The following is a 20,861-nucleotide window of genomic DNA, read 5'->3' as shown; positions in this document are numbered from 1 at the left end:
GCTCCTCAGGGCCTGCCTCCGTGCACCCCCCGGGTGACACCCCGTCGCCCCCGGCCCCTGTGACAGGCTGGGCGGAGCGACGGGAGGTGAGGTGGCCGGGCGTGGGCGGTGAGCGTTGGCGGAGGGTGCTCAGCGGGTTCTGGCGGATGCTGGCCGTGTGGGGCGTCTCCACCGTGACGATGCTCGTGCTCGCGGGAGCGCTGCCCGACTTCAGGCTGCAGTCCGCGAGCGGCGACAGCGCCACGCAGATCGGTGTCGCCGCCGCCCTCGGCGCCGGGGCGTTCGGCCTGCTGTCCTCCCTCGTGTGGCCCCTGCTGGTGCGGGCGCTGCTGCTCGTCCCCGCCCTGGTGCTCGGCCTGCTCGTCTTCTTCCTCAACGGCTCGCTGCTCCTCATCGCCCTGTGGGTCATCCCCGACGACCGCGGTGCGGCCGAGCCCGAGACCGCCGTGGTGGTCGCCGCCGTGATGTCCGCCGTCGCCTCCGCCACCGGTGGCGCCCTCGCCGTACGGGACGACGACGCGTACCGGCGCCGTCTGTACCGGCTGGCCGACCGACGCCGCAGGCACGCCTCCCGCCGCCCCGGACCCGCCGAACCCGGCACCCTCTTCCTCCAGCTCGACGGCGTCGGCCACGACGTACTGGAGGCGGCCATCGGCAAGGGCCTCATGCCGACCGTGGCCCAGTGGCTCGGCCACCCGCCGGACGAGACCTCCCACGCCCGGCCCACCCACCGGCTCACCCCGTGGCGCACCGACTGGTCCAGCCAGACCGGCGCCAGCCAGCTCGGCATCCTGCACGGCACCAACCACGACGTGCCGGCCTTCCGCTGGTACGAGAAGGAGAGCCGCGAGGTCGTCGTCTGCAACCGCCCCTCCAACGCGGCCGAACTCCAGCGCCGGGCCATCGCCCGCACCGGCGACGGCGGCCTGCTCACCGCCGACGGCGCCAGCCGCGGCAACCTCTTCAGCGGCGGCGCCGACCAACTCGCGCTCGTCCTGTCCATCGCGGCCCGCCGCGGCAAGCAGAACCGGTCCCGCGCCGGGTACTTCGCCTACTTCTCCGACCCCGCCAACGCCGTCCGCACCGCCCTGTCCTTCGCGGCCGACGTCCTGCGCGAGATCGGCCAGTCCACCCGCGCCCGACTCGCCCAGCAGCGGCCCCGGGTCAAGCGCGGCGGCCTCTACCCGTTCATCCGCGCCTTCGCGACCGTCGTCGAACGCGACGTCGTCGTCGCCGCGGTGATCGGCGACATGTTCGCCGGCCGCGCCGCGATCTACGCCGACCTGGTGGCGTACGACGAGGTCGCCCACCACTCCGGCCCGCACAGCCGGGACGCCGAGAAGGTCCTCCAACGCCTCGACCGCTCCCTCGCGTTGATCGCGCAGGTCGCCGAACACGCCCCGCGCACCTACCACATCGTGCTGCTCTCCGACCACGGCCAGAGCCCCGGCGAGACCTTCCTCGGCCGCTACGGCCTCACCCTCGGCAACCTGGTCCGCGCCGGCTGCGGCCTGCCCGTACCCCGCAAGGCCCAGCGCACCCACAGCGGCGCCGAGGCCCGCGCGGCGGTACGGGCCGCCCTGCACATACCGGTCGAGGAGGGCGGCGAACAGCACCGCCCGACCCGCCGCTCCGAGCCGATCGTCCTCGCTTCCGGCAACCTCGGCCTCGTCTCCTTCCCGGACGTGCCACACCGCATGAGCCGCGAGGAGATCGACGCCCGCCACCCCGCCCTGCTGTCCACCCTCGCCAACCACCCCGGCATCGGCTTCGTCCTCGTACGGAGTGAGGAGCACGGCGGCGTGATACTGGGCGCGCACGGCGCGGAGATCCCCGTGGACGAGCTGACCGACGAAAACCCGGGCCCGCTGGCCGACTTCGGCCCGGGCGCCGCCGACGCCGTACGCCGCACCCACACCTTCCCGCACGTCGCCGACATCATGGTCAACTCCTGGTACGACCCGATCGAGGGCGAAGTCCTCGCCTTCGAGGAACAGATCGGCTCCCACGGCGGCCTGGGCGGCTGCCAGGCCCGCCCGTTCCTGTTCTCACCGCTGGCGCTGTCCGCACCGGTCGAGGAGGACGAGGATTTGGTGGGCGCCGAGCACATCCACCACGTACTGAAACGATGGCTGCGAGAATCCAACGGCCCCCAGATACCAGTGGCTCGCGGCAGCGCGCCCCAAAGGGGCGCGGGGCAGAGTTGATTTGCGGCTCCGCCGCGTGGGCGCGACCAGCCCCATCGAACCCGCACCCGCCAATCCACAAAACCCGGCAGACGCGTAGGCACCCAGAAATTCAGCTGCAAGGGACAGGCCCCCCGGCCCACACTGCACCGTCCGGAGGACAACCCCCAGGAGCCCACCCCTTGCAGGGTGTTTAACAGATGACCGATGTGGGTCGAGGCCCTGGACGAGGCCAGCCGGGTCCAGCCCCAGACCCGGGACCGCACCAAGAGCGGCCCCACGAACAAACGCCCTGTGCCCGGGAAGCGGCGCAGGCTCCCCGCCCCACCCGGCAACCGTGCCCCAACCAGGGCGCGGCCGGGTGGAAAGCGTCCGGCGGGGCGGACCCCCACGCACCCGACCCACCGCAGCCGGCGGTGGTCACGGCAGCAGGGACCGACAACGACCGGCACCCCCGACCGGCCACACCGGCCAGGCGGGGCCAGACTCGGGGCAGGCTTCCACCGCCACGCCCACACCACCCCCATCCGGGGATGGCCATGGCCGAGTCGCCTTCCTGAGCGGTCCCGAACACCCGGGATCACCCAGGAAACCCAAGCTGGTCAGAGACGCTCACGCACTCCAGGCCCAGGGACTCCGCGAAGTTCCGTACGAGGGTGGACTTTCCGATGCCGGGGGCGCCCCAGACAAAGACCGGGCGCACGGTGGCGAGGCCCAGCAGCAACTCGGGGATACGGGACGGGGTGACGGTTACGGCAGCTTGCTCGGCACCCAGCTCGCGCCGGAGGACCTCATCGGCGTACCCCAGATCCGCGACGGCCGCTCCGTGTTCTGCCCGCCGGAGGCGATCGTCCGCGACGAGCCGTACTGCGCGTACGGCGCGAGCACGCGTACCTGATTCCCCAAGGTGCTCGCCTGCCGTTCACCGCACGGAGGCCCGTGTTCAGGGTGCGATGAGCCGGAGTGTGATCGGATAGGGGCCGACCCCGTTGAAACGGGACCCACGCGAAAGGAAGAACCGTGGCTACCACGCGCTCCGCACACACAGTCTGGGAAGGCAACCTGCTCGAGGGCAAAGGTGTCGTCAGCTTCGACTCCTCCGGTGCCATCGCCGAGCAGCCCGTCACGTGGGCATCGCGCGCCCAGGACGCGAACGGCAAGACCAGCCCCGAGGAGCTGATCGCGGCCGCCCACTCCAGCTGCTTCTCCATGGCCCTCTCCCACGCCCTCGCGGGTGACGGGAAGCCGCCCACCAAGCTCCTCACCTCCGCCGACGTGACCTTCCAGCCGGGCGAGGGCATCACGGGCATCCACATCACCGTGGAGGGCACCGTGCCCGGCCTCGACGAGGAGGGCTTCGTGGCCGCCGCCGAGAAGGCCAAGGTGAACTGCCCCGTCAGCCAGGCCCTCAAGGCGGTGCCGATCACCCTCTCGGCCAAGCTGGCCTGACCCACGAGCCGCCGGCCGCCGGACAGGCCCGCCTCGCCCAGGTACCTGTCCGGCGGCCGGAAGGCTGTCGTCCCGGATGCGCGAGTCGCCCGTAGCGAGCACATTGGGCGCATGGGTGACGACGAACGGCCCGGCCCCGACGCGGAGCTCCGACTGGCCGTCGCCTTCACCGGCGGGCTGAGCCTCGCCGTGTGGATGGGCGGCGTGGCCAGGGAGCTGAACCTCCTGACGACCGCCGCCCGGGCGAAGGAGACCGACACACACGCCGGCCGCGTCCGCGCCCGGTACAAGAAGCTGCTCGAACTGCTGCGGCTCGACGTCAGCGTCGACGTGCTCTCCGGCACCAGCGCCGGCGGCATCAACGCGGCCGTCCTGGGCCTCGCCAACGTACGCGGCTGTGACCTGGGCGGACTACGGGCGCTGTGGCTGAAGGAGGGGGCGCTGGGGAGCTTGCTGCGGGACCTCGCCGAGCCGAAGCCGCCGTCCCTCCTCAAGGGCGAGGACGGTCTGCTGAGCGGTCTCGAAGCGGGGCTGGAGGCCGTCCTCGCGGCACCCGTCAAGGGCCTCGAAGGCGGTGTTCTCGCGGGCGAGCCCGACCCCACGCACGTCTTCATCACGACCACGCTCCTGGACGGCCTGCCACGGCCCTTCCGGGACGACTACGGCAGCGTCATCCGGGACACGGATCACCGGGGCCTGTTCCGGTTCACCGCCGCCGATCTCGCCGACGACCACGTGATCAAGGCCCTCGCCCGGGCGGCCCGGTCCAGCGCCTCCTACCCGGTGGCCTTCGAGCCCGCGTACATTCCCGTCGGCGGGCGCACGCACGAGCGCCCCGACATGAGCCCGTACCTGATGCGGCTGGCCCGGACGCAGTTCTGCGCCGACGGCGGACTGCTGGCCAACCGGCCGATCGGGCCCGCCCTGCAGGCGGTCTTCGACCGGCCGGCGAGCCGTGAGGTACGCCGTGTCCTCGCCTACGTCGTGCCGTCGCCCGACGGCGAGGCCACCGAGCCCTCGCCGCTCCCGCTGCCCACCGATGTGCCGTCGTTGGGGCCGACGCTGCTGAAGGTCTTCCGCGTCATCACCTCGCAGACCGTCACCGCGGAGCTGGGCGCCCTGGCCGCCCACAACGAACGCGTCCGGAGCCGGCTGCGGGCGGAGACCCGGCTGGCCCGGATGGCGGCCGCCGGCGGCGACCTCGGCGGCGCGGGCCTCCGCCTGGAGCACCGCGAGGCGCATGTCCAGGCCCTGGCCCGCGCCGTCGCCGAAGAGACCCTGGCCCAGCTCATCGCCCACGGCGCCGCCTCCGGGGACCGCCCGGTCGGGTTCGGCGCCGACCTGGACCGGCTGATCGCCGGGGCGGTCGCGGTGATCGAGCGCCACGGTCCGCCCCCGGAGACCCTCCCGGAGGGACCGGAGGCCTTCACCGCCCTGGCCCGCTTCGGTCGACCACTGCTCGACGCGGCCAAGGCCACCGTGCTGCGACTGCTGCGGGAGAGCACCGCCGGAGCGCCGGTGGACACGCGTACTGCGGTGGAGAGCCGGGTGGGCGAGGTGCACCGCGCGATGCCCCACCGCACCGACCTGAAGCTGCGCAAGCTGCTCCGGCCGGTCGTGGAGGCGGTGGTGGCCGGCGCCACGGCCTCCACCGACCCTGTGGACGCCGTCCTCCAGACCCCCACCTGGTCCCCCGCCGTCGCCGCACAACTGCCGTCGCCGGACCAGCTGCCGGACCTGGAGCACGCCTGGAAGACGATGGTCGGAGCGGTCCTCGACACCCGGCCGCTGTTGCTCGGTCCCGAGGGTGGCTCAGGCGACGGGGACGCGGAGTGGCGGGTTCTGCTGACCTACCTGACCGGGCCCGACCCGGATGATCCGCTGCCCGCCGACGCCGTGGCCCGGCGGCTGTACGACCTGCTCGCCGCCCAGCGGGTGATCTTCCCGGACGAGCCCGCCGCACGGCAGCGCGTGGAGCTGATCCAGATGAGCGCTGACACGCGGGCCCTGGTCGACACACGCCGGCTCGCCGCCGAGAAGCTCACCGGGCTGCAGCTTCATCACTTCGGCGCGTTCTTCAAGAGGTCCTGGCGGGCCAACGACTGGATGTGGGGGCGGCTGGACGGCGCCGGATGGCTCGTCCATGTGCTGCTCTCCCCGAAGCGGCTGAAGCGGCTCGCCGCCGAGGGCGTGCCCGTCGTGCAGGGGCTGAGGGAGATTGCCGGCCCCGGAGAAGAACCGGCCGGTGTCTTCAGCACCGGGCCCGACGGGGAGCCCGCCGAGCTCGCCTTCCTCACGGCGGGTGACGGGACGGAGCCGCCCGACAGCCTGCCGCTGACGTCGATGTGGGTGGCCCGCGGCCTGCAACGGCTGATCGTGGCCGAAGAACTGCCCTACGTCGCCGAGCAGGCCGAGCTCGACCAGGAGGCCGGCGGCGCCCTCGCCGCGAACGGCTTCCTGAAGCTCTACCGGCAGCGGCACCCGGCCACCGGGCGCAACCCCGGGCAGGCGGTCGATCCGGAGACCGTCGAGGACCTCCTCAACGCCTGCCGGATCTCGGAGGAGACCTTCACCGAGGAGAAGGACAGCAAGCTGCTGAGCCACACCGTCGCGCACAGCGCGGTGGTGACGGCGAACGCGGTCAGGGCGGCGGTCGACCGGTGGTACTGGCGGCTGCTCTTCGGCACGGTGAGCCGGGCCCTGCGCCTGGCGCACGCCGTCCGCAGACGCCCCCGAAGCGCCCGTACGCCCCATTGACAAGAGCTCACTCAAGTTTTGTGCTGGAGGTTGAAACCCCGGGCGGACCTGACGGAATCTCGCGGAACTCGCGGAACTCGCGGAACTGTGCTGGAAGGGGACGGCGATGGCGCGTGCGGTAGGGATCGATCTGGGGACGACGAACTCGGTGGTGGCCGTGCTGGAGGGCGGCGAACCGACCGTCGTCGCCAATGCGGAGGGTCAGCGGACCACACCCTCCGTGGTGGCCTTCGCCAAGAACAACGAGGTCCTCGTGGGCGAGGTCGCCAAGCGACAGGCCGTGACGAACGTGGAGCGCACCGCGCGCTCTGTCAAACGCCACATGGGTGACGGGAGCTGGCGCTTCCCGGAGCAGGACACCGTGGACGGTACGCGCTACCGGGCCCAGGAGCTGTCCGCGCGGGTGCTGCAGAAACTGAAGCGGGACGCCGAGTCCTACCTCGGCGAGGACGTCACCGACGCCGTGATCACCGTGCCCGCGTACTTCGACGACGCCCAGCGGCAGGCGACCAAGGAGGCCGGGGAGATCGCCGGCCTGAAGGTCCTGCGGATCATCAACGAGCCCACGGCCGCCGCCCTCGCCTACGGCCTCGACCGGGGCGAGGAGCAGACCGTCCTCGTCTTCGATCTCGGCGGCGGCACCTTCGACGTCTCGCTCCTGGAGATCGGCGACGGGGTCATCGAGGTCAAGGCCACCAACGGCGACACACACCTCGGCGGCGACGACTGGGACCAGCGGGTCGTCGAGTACCTCGTCAAACGCTTCAAGGGGCAGCACGGCATTGACCTCGGCAACGACAAGATGGCGATCCAACGGCTGCGCGAGGGCGCCGAGAAGGCCAAGATCGAGCTGTCCAGCTCCTCCGAGTCGTCCATCAACCTTCCGTACATCACCGCGTCCGCCGAGGGGCCGCTCCACCTGGACGAGAAGCTGACGCGCGCCCAGTTCCAGGAACTGACCGCCGACCTGCTCGACCGCTGCAAGACGCCCTTCCACCAGGCCGTCAAGGACGCGGGCGTGAAGCTCGCCGCGATCGACCACGTCATCCTCGTCGGCGGCTCGACCCGGATGCCCGCCGTGACCGACCTGGTGAAGGAACTCACCGGCAAGGACCCGCACAAGGGCGTCAACCCCGACGAGGTCGTGGCCGTGGGCGCCGCGCTCCAGGCGGGCGTCATCCGCGGCGACGTGAAGGACGTACTCCTCCTCGACGTCACCCCGCTGTCCCTGGGCATCGAGACCAAGGGCGGCATCATGACCAAGCTCATCGAACGCAACACCACGATTCCCACCCGGCGTTCGGAGATCTTCACGACGGCCGCGGACAACCAGCCGTCGGTCGGCATCCAGGTCTACCAGGGGGAACGCGAGATCGCCGCCTACAACAAGAAGCTGGGCGTCTTCGACCTCACCGGCCTGCCGCCCGCGCCCCGCGGCGTCCCGCAGATCGAGGTGGCGTTCGACATCGACGCGAACGGGATCATGCACGTCTCGGCGAAGGATCTGGCGACCGGCCGGGAACAGAAGATGACCGTCACCGGCGGCTCCGCGCTCCCGAAGGACGACATCGACCGCATGATGCGGGAGGCCGAGCAGTACGCCGACGAGGACCGCCGCCGCCGCGAGGCCGCCGAGACTCGCAACCAGGCCGAGCAACTCGTCTACCAGACCGAACGGTTCCTCCGTGAGAACGAGGAGCGCGTACCGGCCGACACCAGGTCCGAGGTGGAGTCCGCCGTCGCCGACCTGAAAGGCCTCCTGGAACACCCCGAGGACACCGCGGCCCTCCGCGAAGGCATCGAGAAGCTGGCCTCGGTCAGCCAGCGCATGGGCCAGGCCATGTACGCGTCCGCCTCCGCCGGTCCAGCCGAAGAACCCCAGCCGGGGCCGGGCCCCACCGACGAGGAGGGCGTCGTCGACGCGGAGATCGTGGACGACGAGAAGGACACGAAGGGCGGCGCCGCGTAGGCCGGTAGCGGGCCGGGGTCGGCAGTCCGCGGTCAGAATTTGTCGCGGTAGCGCGCCAGGATGTCCCTCGTACGTTCGACGGACGCCGCGCGCGCCGCCATGTGGTCGAGGACCTCCAGGTGCGTGGCGACCTCGGTGCGGGAGTCGAGGTAGAGGGCGCCGGTGAGGTACTCGGTGTAGACCATGTCGGGGAGTTCGGGCTCGGCGAAGCGGAAGAGGGAGAAGGGGGCGTAGGTGCCAGGGTGGGGGCCGCTGGCGAATTCCGCCACCTGCAGGGTGATGTGGTCCTCGGCCGTGACGTCCAGCAGCCGGTCGAGCTGGTCGCGCATGACCTGGGAGTGGATGCTCACCGGACGCATGAGCGCCGTCTCGTCCATGATCACCCATAGGTGCGGCGGGTTGTCCTGGGTGAGGAGCTTCTGCCGGGCCATGCGCAGCGACACATGGCGCTCGATCGTCTCGGGCCCGGTCCGGCCGACGGTTCCGGCCTCCATGACGGCCCGCGCGTAGTCCTCGGTCTGCAACATGCCGGGGACGAAGTGCGGCTCGTACTGCCGGATCAGATGCGCCGCACCCTCCAGGCTGACGTACAGGCTGAACCAGTCGGGCAGCACATCATGGAACCGCTGCCACCAGCCGGGCTTGTTCGCCTCCTCGACGAGCGTCACGAACGTGGCGATGTCGTCCTCGGCCACACCGTACGTCCGCAGCAGGACCTGTACGTAGGGGATCTTGAGGGCGACATCGGCGGTCTCCATACGCCGTACGGTCGCCGCGGCGACCCGCAGTACGCGTGCCGCCTCCTCGCGTTTGAGCCCGGCGGCCTCGCGCAGTTCCTGCAGCCGCTTCCCGAGCACCACCTGACCCACCGTGGGCGCGGCCCGCCGTTCACTCACGCCACGCCTCCCCACGCGCCGAAGTATGCGAACACTCTGTCATGATCCCGTGGACATCTCATGGGCGACCCCACAGCGTACGCGCTCCCATGACCTCCGAGGTAATCGACCGCCCTGCGCCGCGCGCGGCAAGGTGAGGGCACCGGGATTTCTTCTCCCACATCCCCATTCGACCTCGCCGGAGGCTGATCCGCCATGTCCGCAACCCAGCTCGCCGCCCTCGCCCGGACCACCGACCCGAGGATCATGCTCCGCCGCTTCCTGACTATGGACGCGGTGGTGACCGGCGTGAACGGTCTCGCCTATCTCACCGCTGCCGGGCCGCTCGGCCGGTTCCTCGGGGTCGACTCGGGGCTGCTTCGCGCGCTCGGCGCGTTCCTCGTCGTATACGCGGCGGCCGTGGCCCTGCTGGCCTCGCGCGAGCGCCCGCCGACACTGTCCGTACGGGCCGTGATCGACGCCAACCTCCTCTGGGCCGTCCTCAGCCTCGTCGCTCTGGCGGCATGGCTGACGCCGAGCACGGCGGGCGCGGTGTGGACGGTGCTCCAGGCGCTGGCCGTGGCCGGCTTCGCGGCGGTGCAGTACATCGCCGTGCGGGCGACCGGCCACTGACCGCAGCATCAAGTCATCAGCGAATGCAGGTACTTGCCCGTCGCCGGGTCGGCCGGAAGGAACGTCTCGATGGCCAGCTCGGCCACGGTCACGTCCATGGGTGTGTTGAACGTGGAGACGGACGAGATGAAGGTGAGCACCCGCCCGTCGTGCTCGATCCGCATCGGCAGCGCGAAGTACGCGCTGGCCTCCTCGCCCGGATCCCCACCGGACTCCTCCTCGAGTGTGCCCGGCGGCAGCGGATACGCCGCCACCTCCTCGTACAGCTCGCGCAGCGGCTCCGAGCGGCGCAGCGTGATCTGGCGTTCCATCCGCTCCAGCAGATGACCGCGCCAGGCGCGCAGATTGCGGATGCGGGGCGCCAGACCCTCGGGGTGGAGGGTGAGCCGGATCGCGTTGAGCGGCGGTACGAGCAGGGACTCGGGGACACCGCCGAGCAGCATGGCGATGCCCCGGTTGGCGGCGAGGACGTGGTACGTCGCGTCCGTCACCAGCGCCGGATACGGCTCGTAGCCCTGGAGCAGGCGCTCCATGCCCTCGCGGAGGGCGTCCATCGCCGGGGCGCCCAGCGGGGTCTCGGGGTAGCGCGGGGCGTAACCGGCGGCCAGGAGCAGCGCGTTGCGCTCACGGACGGGGACGTCCAGGTGCTCGGCGAGGCGCAGCACCATTTCCTCGCTGGGGCGGGAGCGGCCCGTTTCGACGAAGCTGATGTGCCGTGCCGAGGAACCGGCGCGCAGCGCCAACTCCAGCTGGCTGACCCGTCGTTGCTCCCGCCAGGCCCGTAGCAGCGGGCCGACGCCCTGGTCGGGAGGGGTGGTGGGGAGGCCCTGGGTGCCGGACGGGACAATGGTCATACGACGAACGTAGCCGAGGCGGTCGAGGAGTGGCGCGTGTACAACCCGTGGAACCCGTCCTGGGAGGCGACCGCGGTCTACCGGGCACGGGTACGAGGGTGCCTGCTGGGCGGGGCGGTCGGGGACGCGCTCGGCTATCCGGTCGAGTTCGCCTCGCTCGGCATCATCCGCAGTACGCACGGCGGCCGAGGCGTCACCGGGCTGGTGCCGGACGGGGAAGGGGTCGTGGGGCGGGTCAGCGACGACACCCAGATGACCCTGTTCACCGTCGAGGCACTTCAGCAGTCGCACGAGCGCGCACGGCTCAAGGGTGGCGACGGCGCCTGGCCCGAGCGGGTCCGGGAGGCCTACGGCCGCTGGCTCGACACCCAGCGGCAGCCCGGCCCCGATCCGCGCGTCTCCTCCGGACTCGCCGCCCAGCCCTGGCTGTACGCCCGCCGCGCCCCCGGCAACGCCTGCCTGTCCGGCCTCGCCCAGGTCCACCATCCGGACCCGGCCGTCCCGCTCGGTCGGCCCGGACCCGTCAACCCGGACTCCAAGGGCTGCGGCACCGTCATGCGCGCGGCGCCCTTCGGGCTGGCCCGCGTCCCGGCCGAGACCGCGTTCGACATGGCCGCGCGGTGTTCCCAGATGACCCACGGGCACCCCACCGGCTACTACGCCGCCGGTGCGCTGGCCGCGATCGTGGCGTACCTGGTGGCCGACGAGTCCCTGGAGGGCGCCGTACTGCGCACGCTGCGGCTGCTGGCCCGCCACCCGGGTCACGAGGAGACCAGCACCGCCCTCGACCGCGCCCTCGACCTGGCCGTCGAGGGCGCGCCCACGGCCGAGAAGGTCGAGTCCCTCGGCGCCGGCTGGATCGCCGAGGAGGCCCTCGCGATGGGTGTCTACTGCGCCCTCGCCACACTCCCCCACTCTCGGCTTCGCTCGAGCGGGGGGACCCCCACCGTCACCGAGGGCCTCCTCCTCGCCGTCAACCATTCCGGCGACAGCGACTCCACCGGCTCCATCTGCGGCAACCTCCTCGGCGCCCACTACGGCGACCACGGCCTGCCTCACGACTGGCTGACGGCGACGGAGGGCCGCGCCGAGATCACCGTCCTGGCCGACGACTTCGCGGCCGAGAGCATACGGATCTGACGACCGACGGACAGCCTGACCAGGTATGCGACGGTCGGGCTGTGGCAGGCTGAGAGAGACCGCACGCCATGGGGGGACGTATCGGAAGGAGTGGGCCCATGCCCGTCGAACCCTTGTCGCAGAAGGAGATCGAGGACCGGCTGGCGGAGCTGCCCGGCTGGTCGCTGGACGGGGACCGCATCGCCCGCTCCTACCGCCTGGGCTCGCACTTCGCGGCGACCGCGATGGTCGTGCACATCGCTCAGACCCAGGAGGAGCTCGACCACCACTCCGACCTCACCCTCGGCTACAACACCGTCTCGCTGACCGTCAACACGCACAGCGTGGGCGGCGCCGTCACCGAGAAGGACTTCGAGCTGGCCCGCAGGGTGGAGGCCCTCGCGCCCGGCCACGGGGCGAGCTGAGCCGGGTGCTGGACTACGACAAGGAGGCGGTCGAGTACGACGCCCTGCGCGGCGGCGAGCCCCGGGCCGAGGCCGCCGCCGAAGCCGTACTCGGCCTCGTCCCCGAGGACACGCGCACTCTGCTCGACGTGGCCTGCGGCACCGGGATCGTGACCCGCCGGTACGTGGCCGCGCGGGAGGGGATGCGGGTGACGGGCATCGACCGCACATACGCCATGGCGAGCCGTGCCGTGCCCCGGCTGCCCGGTGCTGTCCTGCTCGCCGAAGCCCGCCAACTCCCTTTCCCCAACGGGGAGTTCGACGCTGTGACGAGCGTATGGCTGCTCCATCTGCTCGGCGGCCCCGAGGGCGTCCGGACCGTCGTCGGCGAGTGCGCTCGCGTACTGCGGCCGGGCGGCGTGTATGTCACCACCGTCGACAAGGCCGCCGCCCACAACGTGGGCAGCGACATCGACGCCGTCCTCGCCCCGCGACCGCGCCTCCCGGCCCTGGACACGGCGGCGGCCGTCGAGGCGTACGCCGAGGAGCACGGCCTGCGCCCGGTCGGACAGGCCCGCTTCCCGGGGCGCGGCCAGGGCCGCAGCCCGCGCCGTACCGTCGCCGACCTACGGCGCGGCTGGTTCATGACCCTGCCGCCCGGCGACCCTCTCGCCGACGACTTCGCCGTACGCCTCGCGGCCCTCCCCGACCAGGACCGGCCGCGCCCGGACCCGGAGTTCACGCTGCGGGCGTTCCGGAAGGGCTGAAGGGTTCAGGAGCCCGGCGGCCGGGTGAAGTCCATGGTCCAGTTGGTCAGCCAGGTCTCCCCGTCGTCGAGGGAGAACGCCTGTTCCCGGCGGGCGCCGGTCGCCGACACACCCGACCACACGAACCGCACCCGCACGTCCTTGCCTTCGTGAGTGTCGGTCCCGTAGAACTCACCGCGGCCGCCCTCGAACCGTCCGGCGACCGGCGGGAACAACCTCCCGCTGCGACTGGACGACCAGTTCAGCGTCCAGAGCCCTGTGTCCGGCTCGAACAGCCGCAGCGTCAGCCCCTTCGAACCGAGGGACGGCATGTCGACCTCGTCGATGTTCGCGGCCCCGTCGAACAGCGGCCGACACCGGCTCGTCGACGGGAACTCCTCCCAGCCGCTGTCCGGGTCGAGGAAGTCGGTACGGCGGCGGTGGTGGACCTCCCAGTCGCCGTGGAAGAAGTCGAAGTCGTGCGGGCTGCTCATGAACGGTCTCCAGTGGGTCCAGTGGTTCCGGCGGGCAGGGAGTCGGTCAAGTAGGCGTCGAGGTTGGGGACTTGGGGCGTGAGCAGATGCCGTACCCAGGCGTCCCGTTCGTGCTGGATCGGCGGCAGTTCCCAGACGCAGCCGATCCACGGCCGGTCGGTGGCGACGGTGGGGGTGCCCCCGGTTCGAGCGAAGTCGAGAACTGGGGGAGCGTGGGATCGCGGTCCGGGCAGCCGAGCACAGGCTGGCCCGCCGCCGCGCCGGCGAAGTGCAGGACGTTGTCCCACACCCAGCTGTAGACGTTCAGGTAGGCGCCGTCGTCCCCGCCCCGGTGCAGCACGACGAATGTCGCCGGCGGCGTCCCGTCGTGCTCCGGCAACAGCTCCGGGAGGAGCGCGTACGCGGCCTTCTCGACCTCGGGTGCGATGCCGGCCGGGTCGGCGGTGACGTGATAGCGCTTGATCCGCCGCCCGGCCACCTCGATGGGCGGCGGCACGGTCAGCAGTTTCTCGGTGAAGGGCATGGCCGGACGCTACGACCGCTTCACTGTCACCATGTGTCAGTGAAGTCCAGCCGGCTCGTCTCGATCCTCCTCCTGCTCCAGACCCGGGGCCGGATGACCGCAGCCCAGCTCGCCGAGGAGCTGGAGGTGTCGGTCCGCACGGTCTACCGGGACGTGGAGGCGCTGGGCGCGGCCGGTGTCCCGCTGTACGGCGACGCGGGCCACGCCGGCGGCTACCGGCTCGTCGACGGCTACCGCACCCGCCTCACCGGCCTGACGAGCAAGGAGGCCGAGGCCCTCTTCCTCGCGGGTGTCCCCGGCCCCGCCGCCGAACTGGGCCTGGGCGCGGTCCTGGCCGCCGCCCAGCTGAAGGTCCGCGCGGCGCTCCCGGTGGAGTTGCGGGCCCACGCCGACCGGGTCGCCGGCCGCTTCCACCTGGACGCGCCCGGCTGGTACGCGGAGGCCGACGACGCCCCGCTCCTGTCCGCCGTCGCCGACGCGGTCTGGGACAGCCGGGTGCTGCACGTCCTCTACCGCCGCTGGGCCGAACCCACGGACGTACGGCGTCGCCTCGAACCGTACGGACTGGTCCTGAAGGCCGGCCGCTGGTATGTCGTCTCGGGGCCGGGGCCGCGTACGTTCCGCGTCGACCAGATCCTCGAACTGGCCCCGGCCGACGAGGAGTTCATCCGCCCCGACCACTTCGACCTTGCCGCGTACTGGACGGCGTACCAGCGCGACTTCCACGAGCGGCTGTACCGGGAAGAGGCCCTGGTCCGGCTGGCGCCGGGGGTGACGCTCGCGAGGGCCGTGCGGGTCGACGAGCGTGCGAGCGAGGACGGTTGGACCGAGGTCAGGGTGCCCATCGAGTCCGTCGAGCACGCGCACGGCGAGTTCCTGCGGCTGGGCACGGACATCGAGGTGCTGCAACCGGCCGAACTGCGCGCTCGGATCGCCCGGGCGGTGGGCGAACTGGCCGGAAGATACGGCAACTCCGGTGCGAGCGGCGGCGACTGAGGAAACGGAACCCGTCTGTCTCTCGGGAGGTAACCCCCGTGCAGCACCCGCATGCGCACCGCAGACGCACGATCCGCAAGCCCAGCAAGCTCCGCAAGGCCCACACGATCCGCAAGGCCCGCAGGATCGTGACAACGATGGCGGCCGCCGCCCTGACCGCCGCCGGACTCACCACCTTCACCGCCCCGCCCGCCGCCGCGGCCACCGCCCGCCAGGTCGAGGAACTGGACCGAGGTGTGGTCAGCGTGCATGTCGACAGCGGCAACCTGGTCAGCTGGCGCTGGCTCGGCACCGACCCGAACGACGTGTCGTTCAACGTCTACCGCGCCGGTACGAAGGTCAACTCGACCCCGATCACCGGCTCCACCAACTACTTCCACTCCGGCGCCCCCGCCCAGGCCGACTACACCGTCCGCGCGATCGTGGGCGGCGTGGAGCAGGGTGACTCGGTGCACGCGGTCCAACTCCGCACCGGCTACAAGGACGTACCGATCAGCGCACCCGCGGGCGGCACCACCCCGGACGGCGTCGCGTACACCTACGAGGCCAACGACGCCTCCGTCGGCGACCTCGACGGCGACGGCGCCCTGGAGTTCGTCCTGAAGTGGCAGCCGACGAACGCCAAGGACAACTCCCAGTCCGGCTACACCGGCAACACGATCGTCGACGGCATCAAGCTCGACGGCACCCGCCTGTGGCGTATCGACCTGGGCCGCAACATCCGCTCGGGCGCGCACTACACCCAGTTCCAGGTGTACGACTACGACGGCGACGGCAAGGCCGAGGTCGCCATGAAGACGGCGGACGGCACGGTCGACGGAACGGGGGCGGTCATCGGCAGCGCGTCCGCCGACCACCGCAACTCCAGCGGCTACATCCTGTCCGGCCCCGAGTACCTGACCATGTTCAACGGTCAGACGGGCAAGGCGATGCAGACCGTGGACTACGTCCCGGCGCGTGGCACGGTCTCGTCGTGGGGCGACTCGTACGGCAACCGGGTCGATCGTTTCCTCGCCGGGACCGCGTACCTGGACGGCGCCCGGCCCTCCCTCATCATGGCGCGCGGCTACTACACCCGGTCGGTGATCGCGGCCTGGGACTGGCGGAACGGCTCCTTCACCCGCCGCTGGACCTTCGACACGAACTCCTCCACCAACACCGGCAAGGGCTTCGACGGGCAGGGCTCGCACAGCCTGTCCGTGGGTGACGTCGACAACGACGGCAAGGACGAGATCGTGTACGGCTCGATGGCCGTCGACGACAACGGCTACGGCCTGTGGACCACGAGGACGGGCCACGGCGACGCGCAACACCTGGGCGACCTCGACGCGTCCACGTCCGGCCTCGAGTACTTCAAGGTCTCCGAGTCCACCTCCCAGCCCGCCGAGCTGTACGTCAACCCGGCCAACGGCGCGATCCGCTGGCAGCTGTCCGCCTGCTGCGACAACGGCCGGGGCGTCGCCGGGGACGTCTACGCCGGCAACGACGGCCCCGAGATGTGGTCCGCCTCCGACTCGTCCATCCGCGACGAGGCCGGCGCGACGAAGGGCCGCGAGCCGTCCTCCGCCAACTTCCTCTCCTGGTGGGACGGCGACCCGGTCCGCGAACTCCTCGACGGCACCCGGATCGACAAATACGGCACCTCCGCCGAGACCCGCCTGCTGACCGGCTCCGGGGTGTCCTCCAACAACGGCACCAAGTCCACACCCGCCCTCTCCGGCGACATCCTCGGCGACTGGCGCGAGGAGGTCGTCTGGCGCACCAGCGGCAACACGGCCCTCAGGATCTACTCGACCCCGATCGAGACCACCACGAAGATCACCACCCTGCTCCACGACCCGATGTACCGCACAGGCCTCGCCTGGCAGAACACCGCCTACAACCAACCCCCGCACACCAGCTTCTTCGTCGGCAACAACATGCCGACGGCACCCCGGCCGACGGTGTACACGCCGTAGGCGGTCAGCCCCTCGGCGACCGGGTATCCGCCCGGCCGCCGAGGGGCTCCTGGCTCATCCCAGGGTCAGCGAGGCCTGTACGGGCAGGTGGTCGCTGGGGAACTGGCCGTTCGACGAGAAGGTGTTGATGGACGCCCGGTGCACCGTGACACCCGGTGTGGCGAGGATCCAGTCGATGCGGTCGCCGCCGGGTGTCAGCGGCCGGTAGCCGTGGAAGGTCGCGTACAGGTCGCTGCGCTCGGCCGCCTTGTCCCAGGTGTCGACGAGCCCGGCGCCCAGCATCGTGTCGTAGACCACGTTCTTGTGGGCCGCGACATTGAAGTCACCGGTGACGACGATGGGGAGGGAGTGGTCGAAACGGGCCATGCGCTCGACGATCAGGGACGCGGCGCGCTCTCGGGCGTACTGGCTGGCGTTGTCGAGGTGGGTGTTGAGGAGGTAGAACTGCCGGTCGCCGTCCCGCAGATCGCGGAAGCGGACCCAGGTGACCATTCGGATGGAGCCGCCGCCCCAGGTGTTCGAGCCGGGGATCTCCGGAGTGTCGGAGAGCCAGAAGTGCTGGTGTTCCAGCGGCGCGAGGCGGCTGGTGTCGTAGAAGACCGCCATGAACTCGTCGCGGTTGCCGCCGGCGCGTCCCGTGCCGATCCAGTCGTAGTTCGGTCCGAGGTCGGCCTCGATGTCGAGGAGCTGGTGGTGGAGGCCCTCCTGGGTGCCGATGACATGGGGTCCTTCCTGCCGCAGCAGCTCCCGCATCACCGGCCTGCGGACGGCCCAGCTGTTGGGCTGCGTGGTGCTCGCGTAGCGCAGGTTGAAGGACATGACTTCGAGAGGAGGACCGGCGGCTTCGTCCTCCTCGTCCGCCGCCTCGGCGGGCTCGGCTGACATTCTGTGGGACAGGGGGAGCAGAACCGCCGCGGCGAGGGCGGTCTTCAGACCGATGCGGCGCGTGACTCGGCTGTGGTTCGGCACAGGGGCTCCTTCTGGGAAGGTCTCCGGGCGAGTCGTGCGTACACAGTCTGGAATGCCCCTCTGTGTTCGCCATGAACATGTCGATAGATGGGGGTGTACATGGACCGAAGAGGGCGCGTGCCGGGTTCGACACGCGCCCTGGTGGTTCAACTGACCGTGCAGGCCTGCTCGCCGAGCCGGAAGGCCGTCGGTTCACCGTTGGCGCCCGACCAACTGCCCGTGAAGCCGAAGCTCACCGACGAGCCCGCCGCCACGTTGCCGTTCCAGCCCACGTTCTTCGCCGTCACCGCCGACCCCGACTGGGTGTGGTCGGCGTTCCACATCTGGGAGACGGCCTGACCGTTGGGGAAGGACCAGTTGAGGGACCAGCCGGTCCACGCGCTCGTGCCGGTGTTGCTCAGCCGCACGTCCGCCTGGAAGCCGCCCGACCACTCGTTGGTGACCTGGTACGTCACCGCGCAGGCGCCCGTCGGCTGGGGGTCCGGATCCGGGTCGGGATCCGTGCCGCCGCCTCCGCCGCCTGTGTCGGAGGAGTCGCCGTAGATGACCCCGCGCCCGTTCGTCGCGATGTAGACCCGCCCGTAGACGCGCGGGTCGCCGGTGATGGCCGCGCCCGTCCAACCCCACTGATGGGCGTCGTCGTTGATGCGGGTCCAGGTCGCGCCCTTGTCGGTCGAGCGGAAGATCCCTCGTACGCCGCCGATCTTGGCGCTGGTGTAGAGGGTCTGGTACGAGGCCCCCGTCGCGGCCTTGCCGAAGCCGATGGTGTCGGCCTGCTCGACACCCGCCAGCTTCGTGAAGGTGGCGCCGCCGTCCGTGGAGTGCCACAGACCGTACGCGCCGTCGGTCGCGCCGCCCGCCAGCCAGACGTCGCCCTTCACGCCGGGCAGCGCCTTGAAGCGGACACTGTCGCCGCTCGGCAGACCGGTCGCCGAGGACGCCGTGAAGGTCGCGCCGCCGTCCGTACTGACGTAGAACTTCCCGGACTTGAAGCCATAGAAGGTCCTCGGGTCGACGCGGTCGGACTCGACGATCGCACCCGCCGGGATGCCGCTGGAGGCCGCCCAGGAGTTGCCGAAGCCCGTCGTGTACTGCACGCCGGTGCCCTGCGGGCTCCACACGAACCGGCTGCCGTCCGACGCCGCCGCGACCGTACCGCCGCCGCTGACGCCCGAAGGGTCGCTTCCCGCGAACCAGTTGGCGCCGTTGTCGGTCGAGAACGCGATGTGCGGGCCGGAGTCGAGGTTGCCCACGCGCACGACCGTGTTCGGGTTGGTCTCGGCGTAGTCCAGGCTGGTCGTGGAGGTGAAGTTCGGCTGCGTGAACATCATCGACGGGACCTTGGTCAGATCTGTGTGCCGGAAGCCGCCGACGTCACCGAGCGCGCTCAGCAGCGGGGCGCCCGACGGGGGAGAGGCCAGGTCGTTGACCGCGGTCTCCTCCAGGCCCTGCACCATGGGCTTGACGGCGAACTTGCCGCCGCTGTCCCAGGTCGTGAGGTTCTCGGAGCCGTAGATCGTCGCGCCCGTCCCGTACATCAGCCGGTTGGAATTGAACGGGTCGATCTCCAGCGACTCGGTCATCCAGCCGAGTTTCGGGGTCTGTTCGGGCGGTGAGGGGTTCGCGTTCCAGGTCAGCCACGGGGACGACGAGACGTCGATCGTGTAGCGGTTCTCGCGGCTGCCGGACGACCCGTAGTCCCACGCCCTCGTCCAGGTCGCCCCGCTGTCCGTCGAGCGGAAGATCTGGGTGTCCGGCCACCAGGAGCTGTACGCCGTCGCCATGACCGTGCCGGGGTCCTGCCGGTCGACCGTCAGCCCGCTGAAGCCGTAGTACGTGTCGGCCTCCGCCACCGGGCTGATGTTCGTCCAGGTACCGGTCGCCGTCGCGTACCGCCACAGCTGGCCCTTGCCGCCGTCGTACGGGCCGCCCTTGTCGCTGTAGGAGAGGTGGAGGTAGCCGTTCGTGGCGTCGAGGACGCCCTTGTGGGCCAGATAACCGGTGGGCTGCCCGGCCACCCGCGACCAGGTCGCGCCCGCGTCGGTCGAGCGATAGACGGCGTTTTCCTTGTCGGCGACCCCGACGTAGATCGTCCTCGTGGCGTTCCCGGACGTCCCCGTGGACTCGTCGAAGGTGACCCAGACGATCCCTTGGTTGTCGTTCGCGTAGCCGCTGGTGTCGGCCGGATCCTGCACGTAGTTGCCGACGTTCGGGAAGTTCGTCACCTGGGACCAGGTGACCCCCGAGTCCGTCGACCGCCACAGCCCCTTGCCGCTGGGCGCGCCCAGGTACAGGACGCTGTTCTTGTTGGGGTCGACGACGAGCCGTTCACCCATGCCTCGACCCGGCATGTTCCCGCCCAGCTTGAACGGCAGGTCGGTTTTCTGCCAGCTCGCGCCGCGGTCGGACGAGCGGAGGATCGCGCCGTTGCCGGGGTCCCAGCTGTTGGTGTACGTCCCGGCCGCCACGTACACCTTGTCGGGGTCGACGGAGTCGGAGGCGAGGCTCACGACTCCCGTGTGCCCCCAGTTGTCCCAGCCGACCGAGTCGAGCAGCGGGGTCCACGTTTTCGAGGACTCCACCCAGCGGTAGGCCCCACCGATGTCGGTACGGGCGTACGCGAGGTTCTTCTCCTTGCGGTTGAACACGATGCCGGGGACGAAGCCGCCGCCGTCGATGCGGGCGTTCTTCCAGGTGTAGGTGTCGGCGGCGATCGACACCGGCTTATCGGCCTGCTCGGCGGCCAGCGCGGGTGGGGAGCCCGCGAGCAGACCGGCCGAGAGGGCGAGCACGACCGTGAGGATGCGGGTTCTTCGCACGGTGATGTCCTCTCCAGAAGTGTGGGGGAGGGATGGACAGGCGCGAACGGCCGGGCGGCCCCCAGTGCGGGTGGGGACCGCCCGGCCAGGCTTCGCCGTCAGGTGGCGAA

Annotated in this window: 16 protein-coding genes and 2 pseudogenes; 11 read left to right on the top strand and 7 right to left on the bottom strand. The window is 71.1% G+C overall.

Features of this window, described 5'->3' with window-relative positions:
* Positions 1-101: 101 nt before the first annotated feature.
* Positions 102-2,207 (top strand): alkaline phosphatase family protein, encoded by a 2,106-nt coding sequence (locus tag F3T56_RS20855; RefSeq protein WP_172639049.1) that lies wholly within the window; start codon positions 102-104, stop codon positions 2,205-2,207.
* 586 nt (positions 2,208-2,793) lie between these two features.
* On the opposite strand, the pseudogene F3T56_RS20850 reads toward F3T56_RS20855, so the two are convergent.
* Positions 2,794-2,961 (bottom strand): annotated as a pseudogene (locus F3T56_RS20850) (MoxR family ATPase); the annotation flags it as partial.
* Here F3T56_RS20850 and F3T56_RS20845 point away from each other — a divergent pair.
* The 4 genes and pseudogenes from F3T56_RS20845 to dnaK all read left to right on the top strand — a co-directional run.
* Positions 2,944-3,063, top strand: a pseudogene (locus tag F3T56_RS20845) (MoxR family ATPase); the annotation flags it as partial. The pseudogenes F3T56_RS20850 and F3T56_RS20845 sit on opposite strands and share 18 nt — an antisense overlap.
* A gap of 143 nt (positions 3,064-3,206) precedes the next feature.
* Entirely contained in the window at positions 3,207-3,635 is a 429-nt protein-coding gene (locus tag F3T56_RS20840; RefSeq protein WP_149826714.1) for an OsmC family protein, read from the top strand.
* A gap of 111 nt (positions 3,636-3,746) precedes the next feature.
* Positions 3,747-6,392: a patatin-like protein gene (locus F3T56_RS20835; RefSeq protein WP_149826713.1), complete on the top strand. Its 2,646-nt coding sequence runs from the start codon at positions 3,747-3,749 to the stop codon at positions 6,390-6,392.
* 106 nt (positions 6,393-6,498) lie between these two features.
* Positions 6,499-8,361: a molecular chaperone DnaK gene (gene dnaK / locus F3T56_RS20830; RefSeq protein WP_149826712.1), complete on the top strand. Its 1,863-nt coding sequence runs from the start codon at positions 6,499-6,501 to the stop codon at positions 8,359-8,361.
* 32 nt (positions 8,362-8,393) lie between these two features.
* Here the strand turns inward: dnaK and F3T56_RS20825 are convergent, their stop codons facing one another.
* Positions 8,394-9,257: a helix-turn-helix domain-containing protein gene (locus F3T56_RS20825; protein ID WP_149826711.1), complete on the bottom strand. Its 864-nt coding sequence runs from the start codon at positions 9,255-9,257 to the stop codon at positions 8,394-8,396.
* Between the two features lie 195 nt (positions 9,258-9,452).
* Here F3T56_RS20825 and F3T56_RS20820 point away from each other — a divergent pair, with 195 nt between their 5' ends.
* The gene (locus F3T56_RS20820) at positions 9,453-9,869 is read left to right on the top strand and encodes a hypothetical protein (protein WP_149826710.1); all 417 of its coding nucleotides are present in this window, start codon (positions 9,453-9,455) and stop codon (positions 9,867-9,869) included.
* A gap of 8 nt (positions 9,870-9,877) precedes the next feature.
* Here F3T56_RS20820 and F3T56_RS20815 read toward each other — a convergent pair whose 3' ends face one another.
* Complete coding sequence (locus F3T56_RS20815) at positions 9,878-10,723, bottom strand: helix-turn-helix domain-containing protein (protein ID WP_149826709.1); 846 nt, start codon at positions 10,721-10,723, stop codon at positions 9,878-9,880.
* A gap of 36 nt (positions 10,724-10,759) precedes the next feature.
* On the opposite strand from F3T56_RS20815, the gene F3T56_RS20810 reads away from it, so the two are divergent.
* From F3T56_RS20810 to F3T56_RS20800, 3 genes are all read left to right on the top strand, one after another.
* Entirely contained in the window at positions 10,760-11,863 is a 1,104-nt protein-coding gene (locus tag F3T56_RS20810; protein ID WP_149826708.1) for an ADP-ribosylglycohydrolase family protein, read from the top strand.
* A gap of 98 nt (positions 11,864-11,961) precedes the next feature.
* Entirely contained in the window at positions 11,962-12,267 is a 306-nt protein-coding gene (locus F3T56_RS20805) for a 4a-hydroxytetrahydrobiopterin dehydratase (RefSeq protein WP_149826707.1), read from the top strand.
* 5 nt (positions 12,268-12,272) lie between these two features.
* The gene (locus tag F3T56_RS20800) at positions 12,273-13,013 is read left to right on the top strand and encodes a class I SAM-dependent methyltransferase (RefSeq protein WP_149826706.1); all 741 of its coding nucleotides are present in this window, start codon (positions 12,273-12,275) and stop codon (positions 13,011-13,013) included.
* Between the two features lie 5 nt (positions 13,014-13,018).
* Here F3T56_RS20800 and F3T56_RS20795 read toward each other — a convergent pair whose 3' ends face one another.
* A complete protein-coding gene (locus tag F3T56_RS20795; RefSeq protein ID WP_149826705.1) occupies positions 13,019-13,486 on the bottom strand; it encodes a hypothetical protein in 468 nt (155 codons plus the stop codon).
* Positions 13,487-13,532: 46 nt separating this feature from the next.
* The gene (locus F3T56_RS20790; protein ID WP_246203726.1) at positions 13,533-14,009 is read right to left on the bottom strand and encodes a hypothetical protein; all 477 of its coding nucleotides are present in this window, start codon (positions 14,007-14,009) and stop codon (positions 13,533-13,535) included.
* 39 nt (positions 14,010-14,048) lie between these two features.
* On the opposite strand from F3T56_RS20790, the gene F3T56_RS20785 reads away from it, so the two are divergent.
* Together F3T56_RS20785 and F3T56_RS20780 are read left to right on the top strand one after the other, a co-directional pair.
* Positions 14,049-15,005, top strand: coding sequence for a helix-turn-helix transcriptional regulator (locus tag F3T56_RS20785; protein ID WP_149826704.1), 957 nt, complete (start codon positions 14,049-14,051; stop codon positions 15,003-15,005).
* A gap of 38 nt (positions 15,006-15,043) precedes the next feature.
* A complete protein-coding gene (locus tag F3T56_RS20780; protein WP_425473594.1) occupies positions 15,044-16,963 on the top strand; it encodes a rhamnogalacturonan lyase in 1,920 nt (639 codons plus the stop codon).
* 54 nt (positions 16,964-17,017) lie between these two features.
* On the opposite strand, the gene F3T56_RS20775 is transcribed toward F3T56_RS20780, so the two are convergent.
* Together F3T56_RS20775 and F3T56_RS20770 are read right to left on the bottom strand one after the other, a co-directional pair.
* A complete protein-coding gene (locus F3T56_RS20775) occupies positions 17,018-17,932 on the bottom strand; it encodes an endonuclease/exonuclease/phosphatase family protein (protein ID WP_149826703.1) in 915 nt (304 codons plus the stop codon).
* Positions 17,933-18,078: 146 nt separating this feature from the next.
* On the bottom strand, positions 18,079-20,751 hold the full coding sequence (locus F3T56_RS20770; RefSeq protein WP_149826702.1) for a cellulose binding domain-containing protein: 2,673 nt from the start codon (positions 20,749-20,751) through the stop codon (positions 18,079-18,081).
* Positions 20,752-20,861: the final 110 nt, after the last annotated feature.

Origin of the sequence: Streptomyces tailanensis (assembly GCF_008386495.1) — a bacterium.
Lineage (GTDB): Bacteria > Actinomycetota > Actinomycetes > Streptomycetales > Streptomycetaceae > Streptomyces > Streptomyces tailanensis.
Note: the sequence above shows the minus strand (reverse complement) of the source record. Positions and strands in the feature narration are given on the sequence as shown.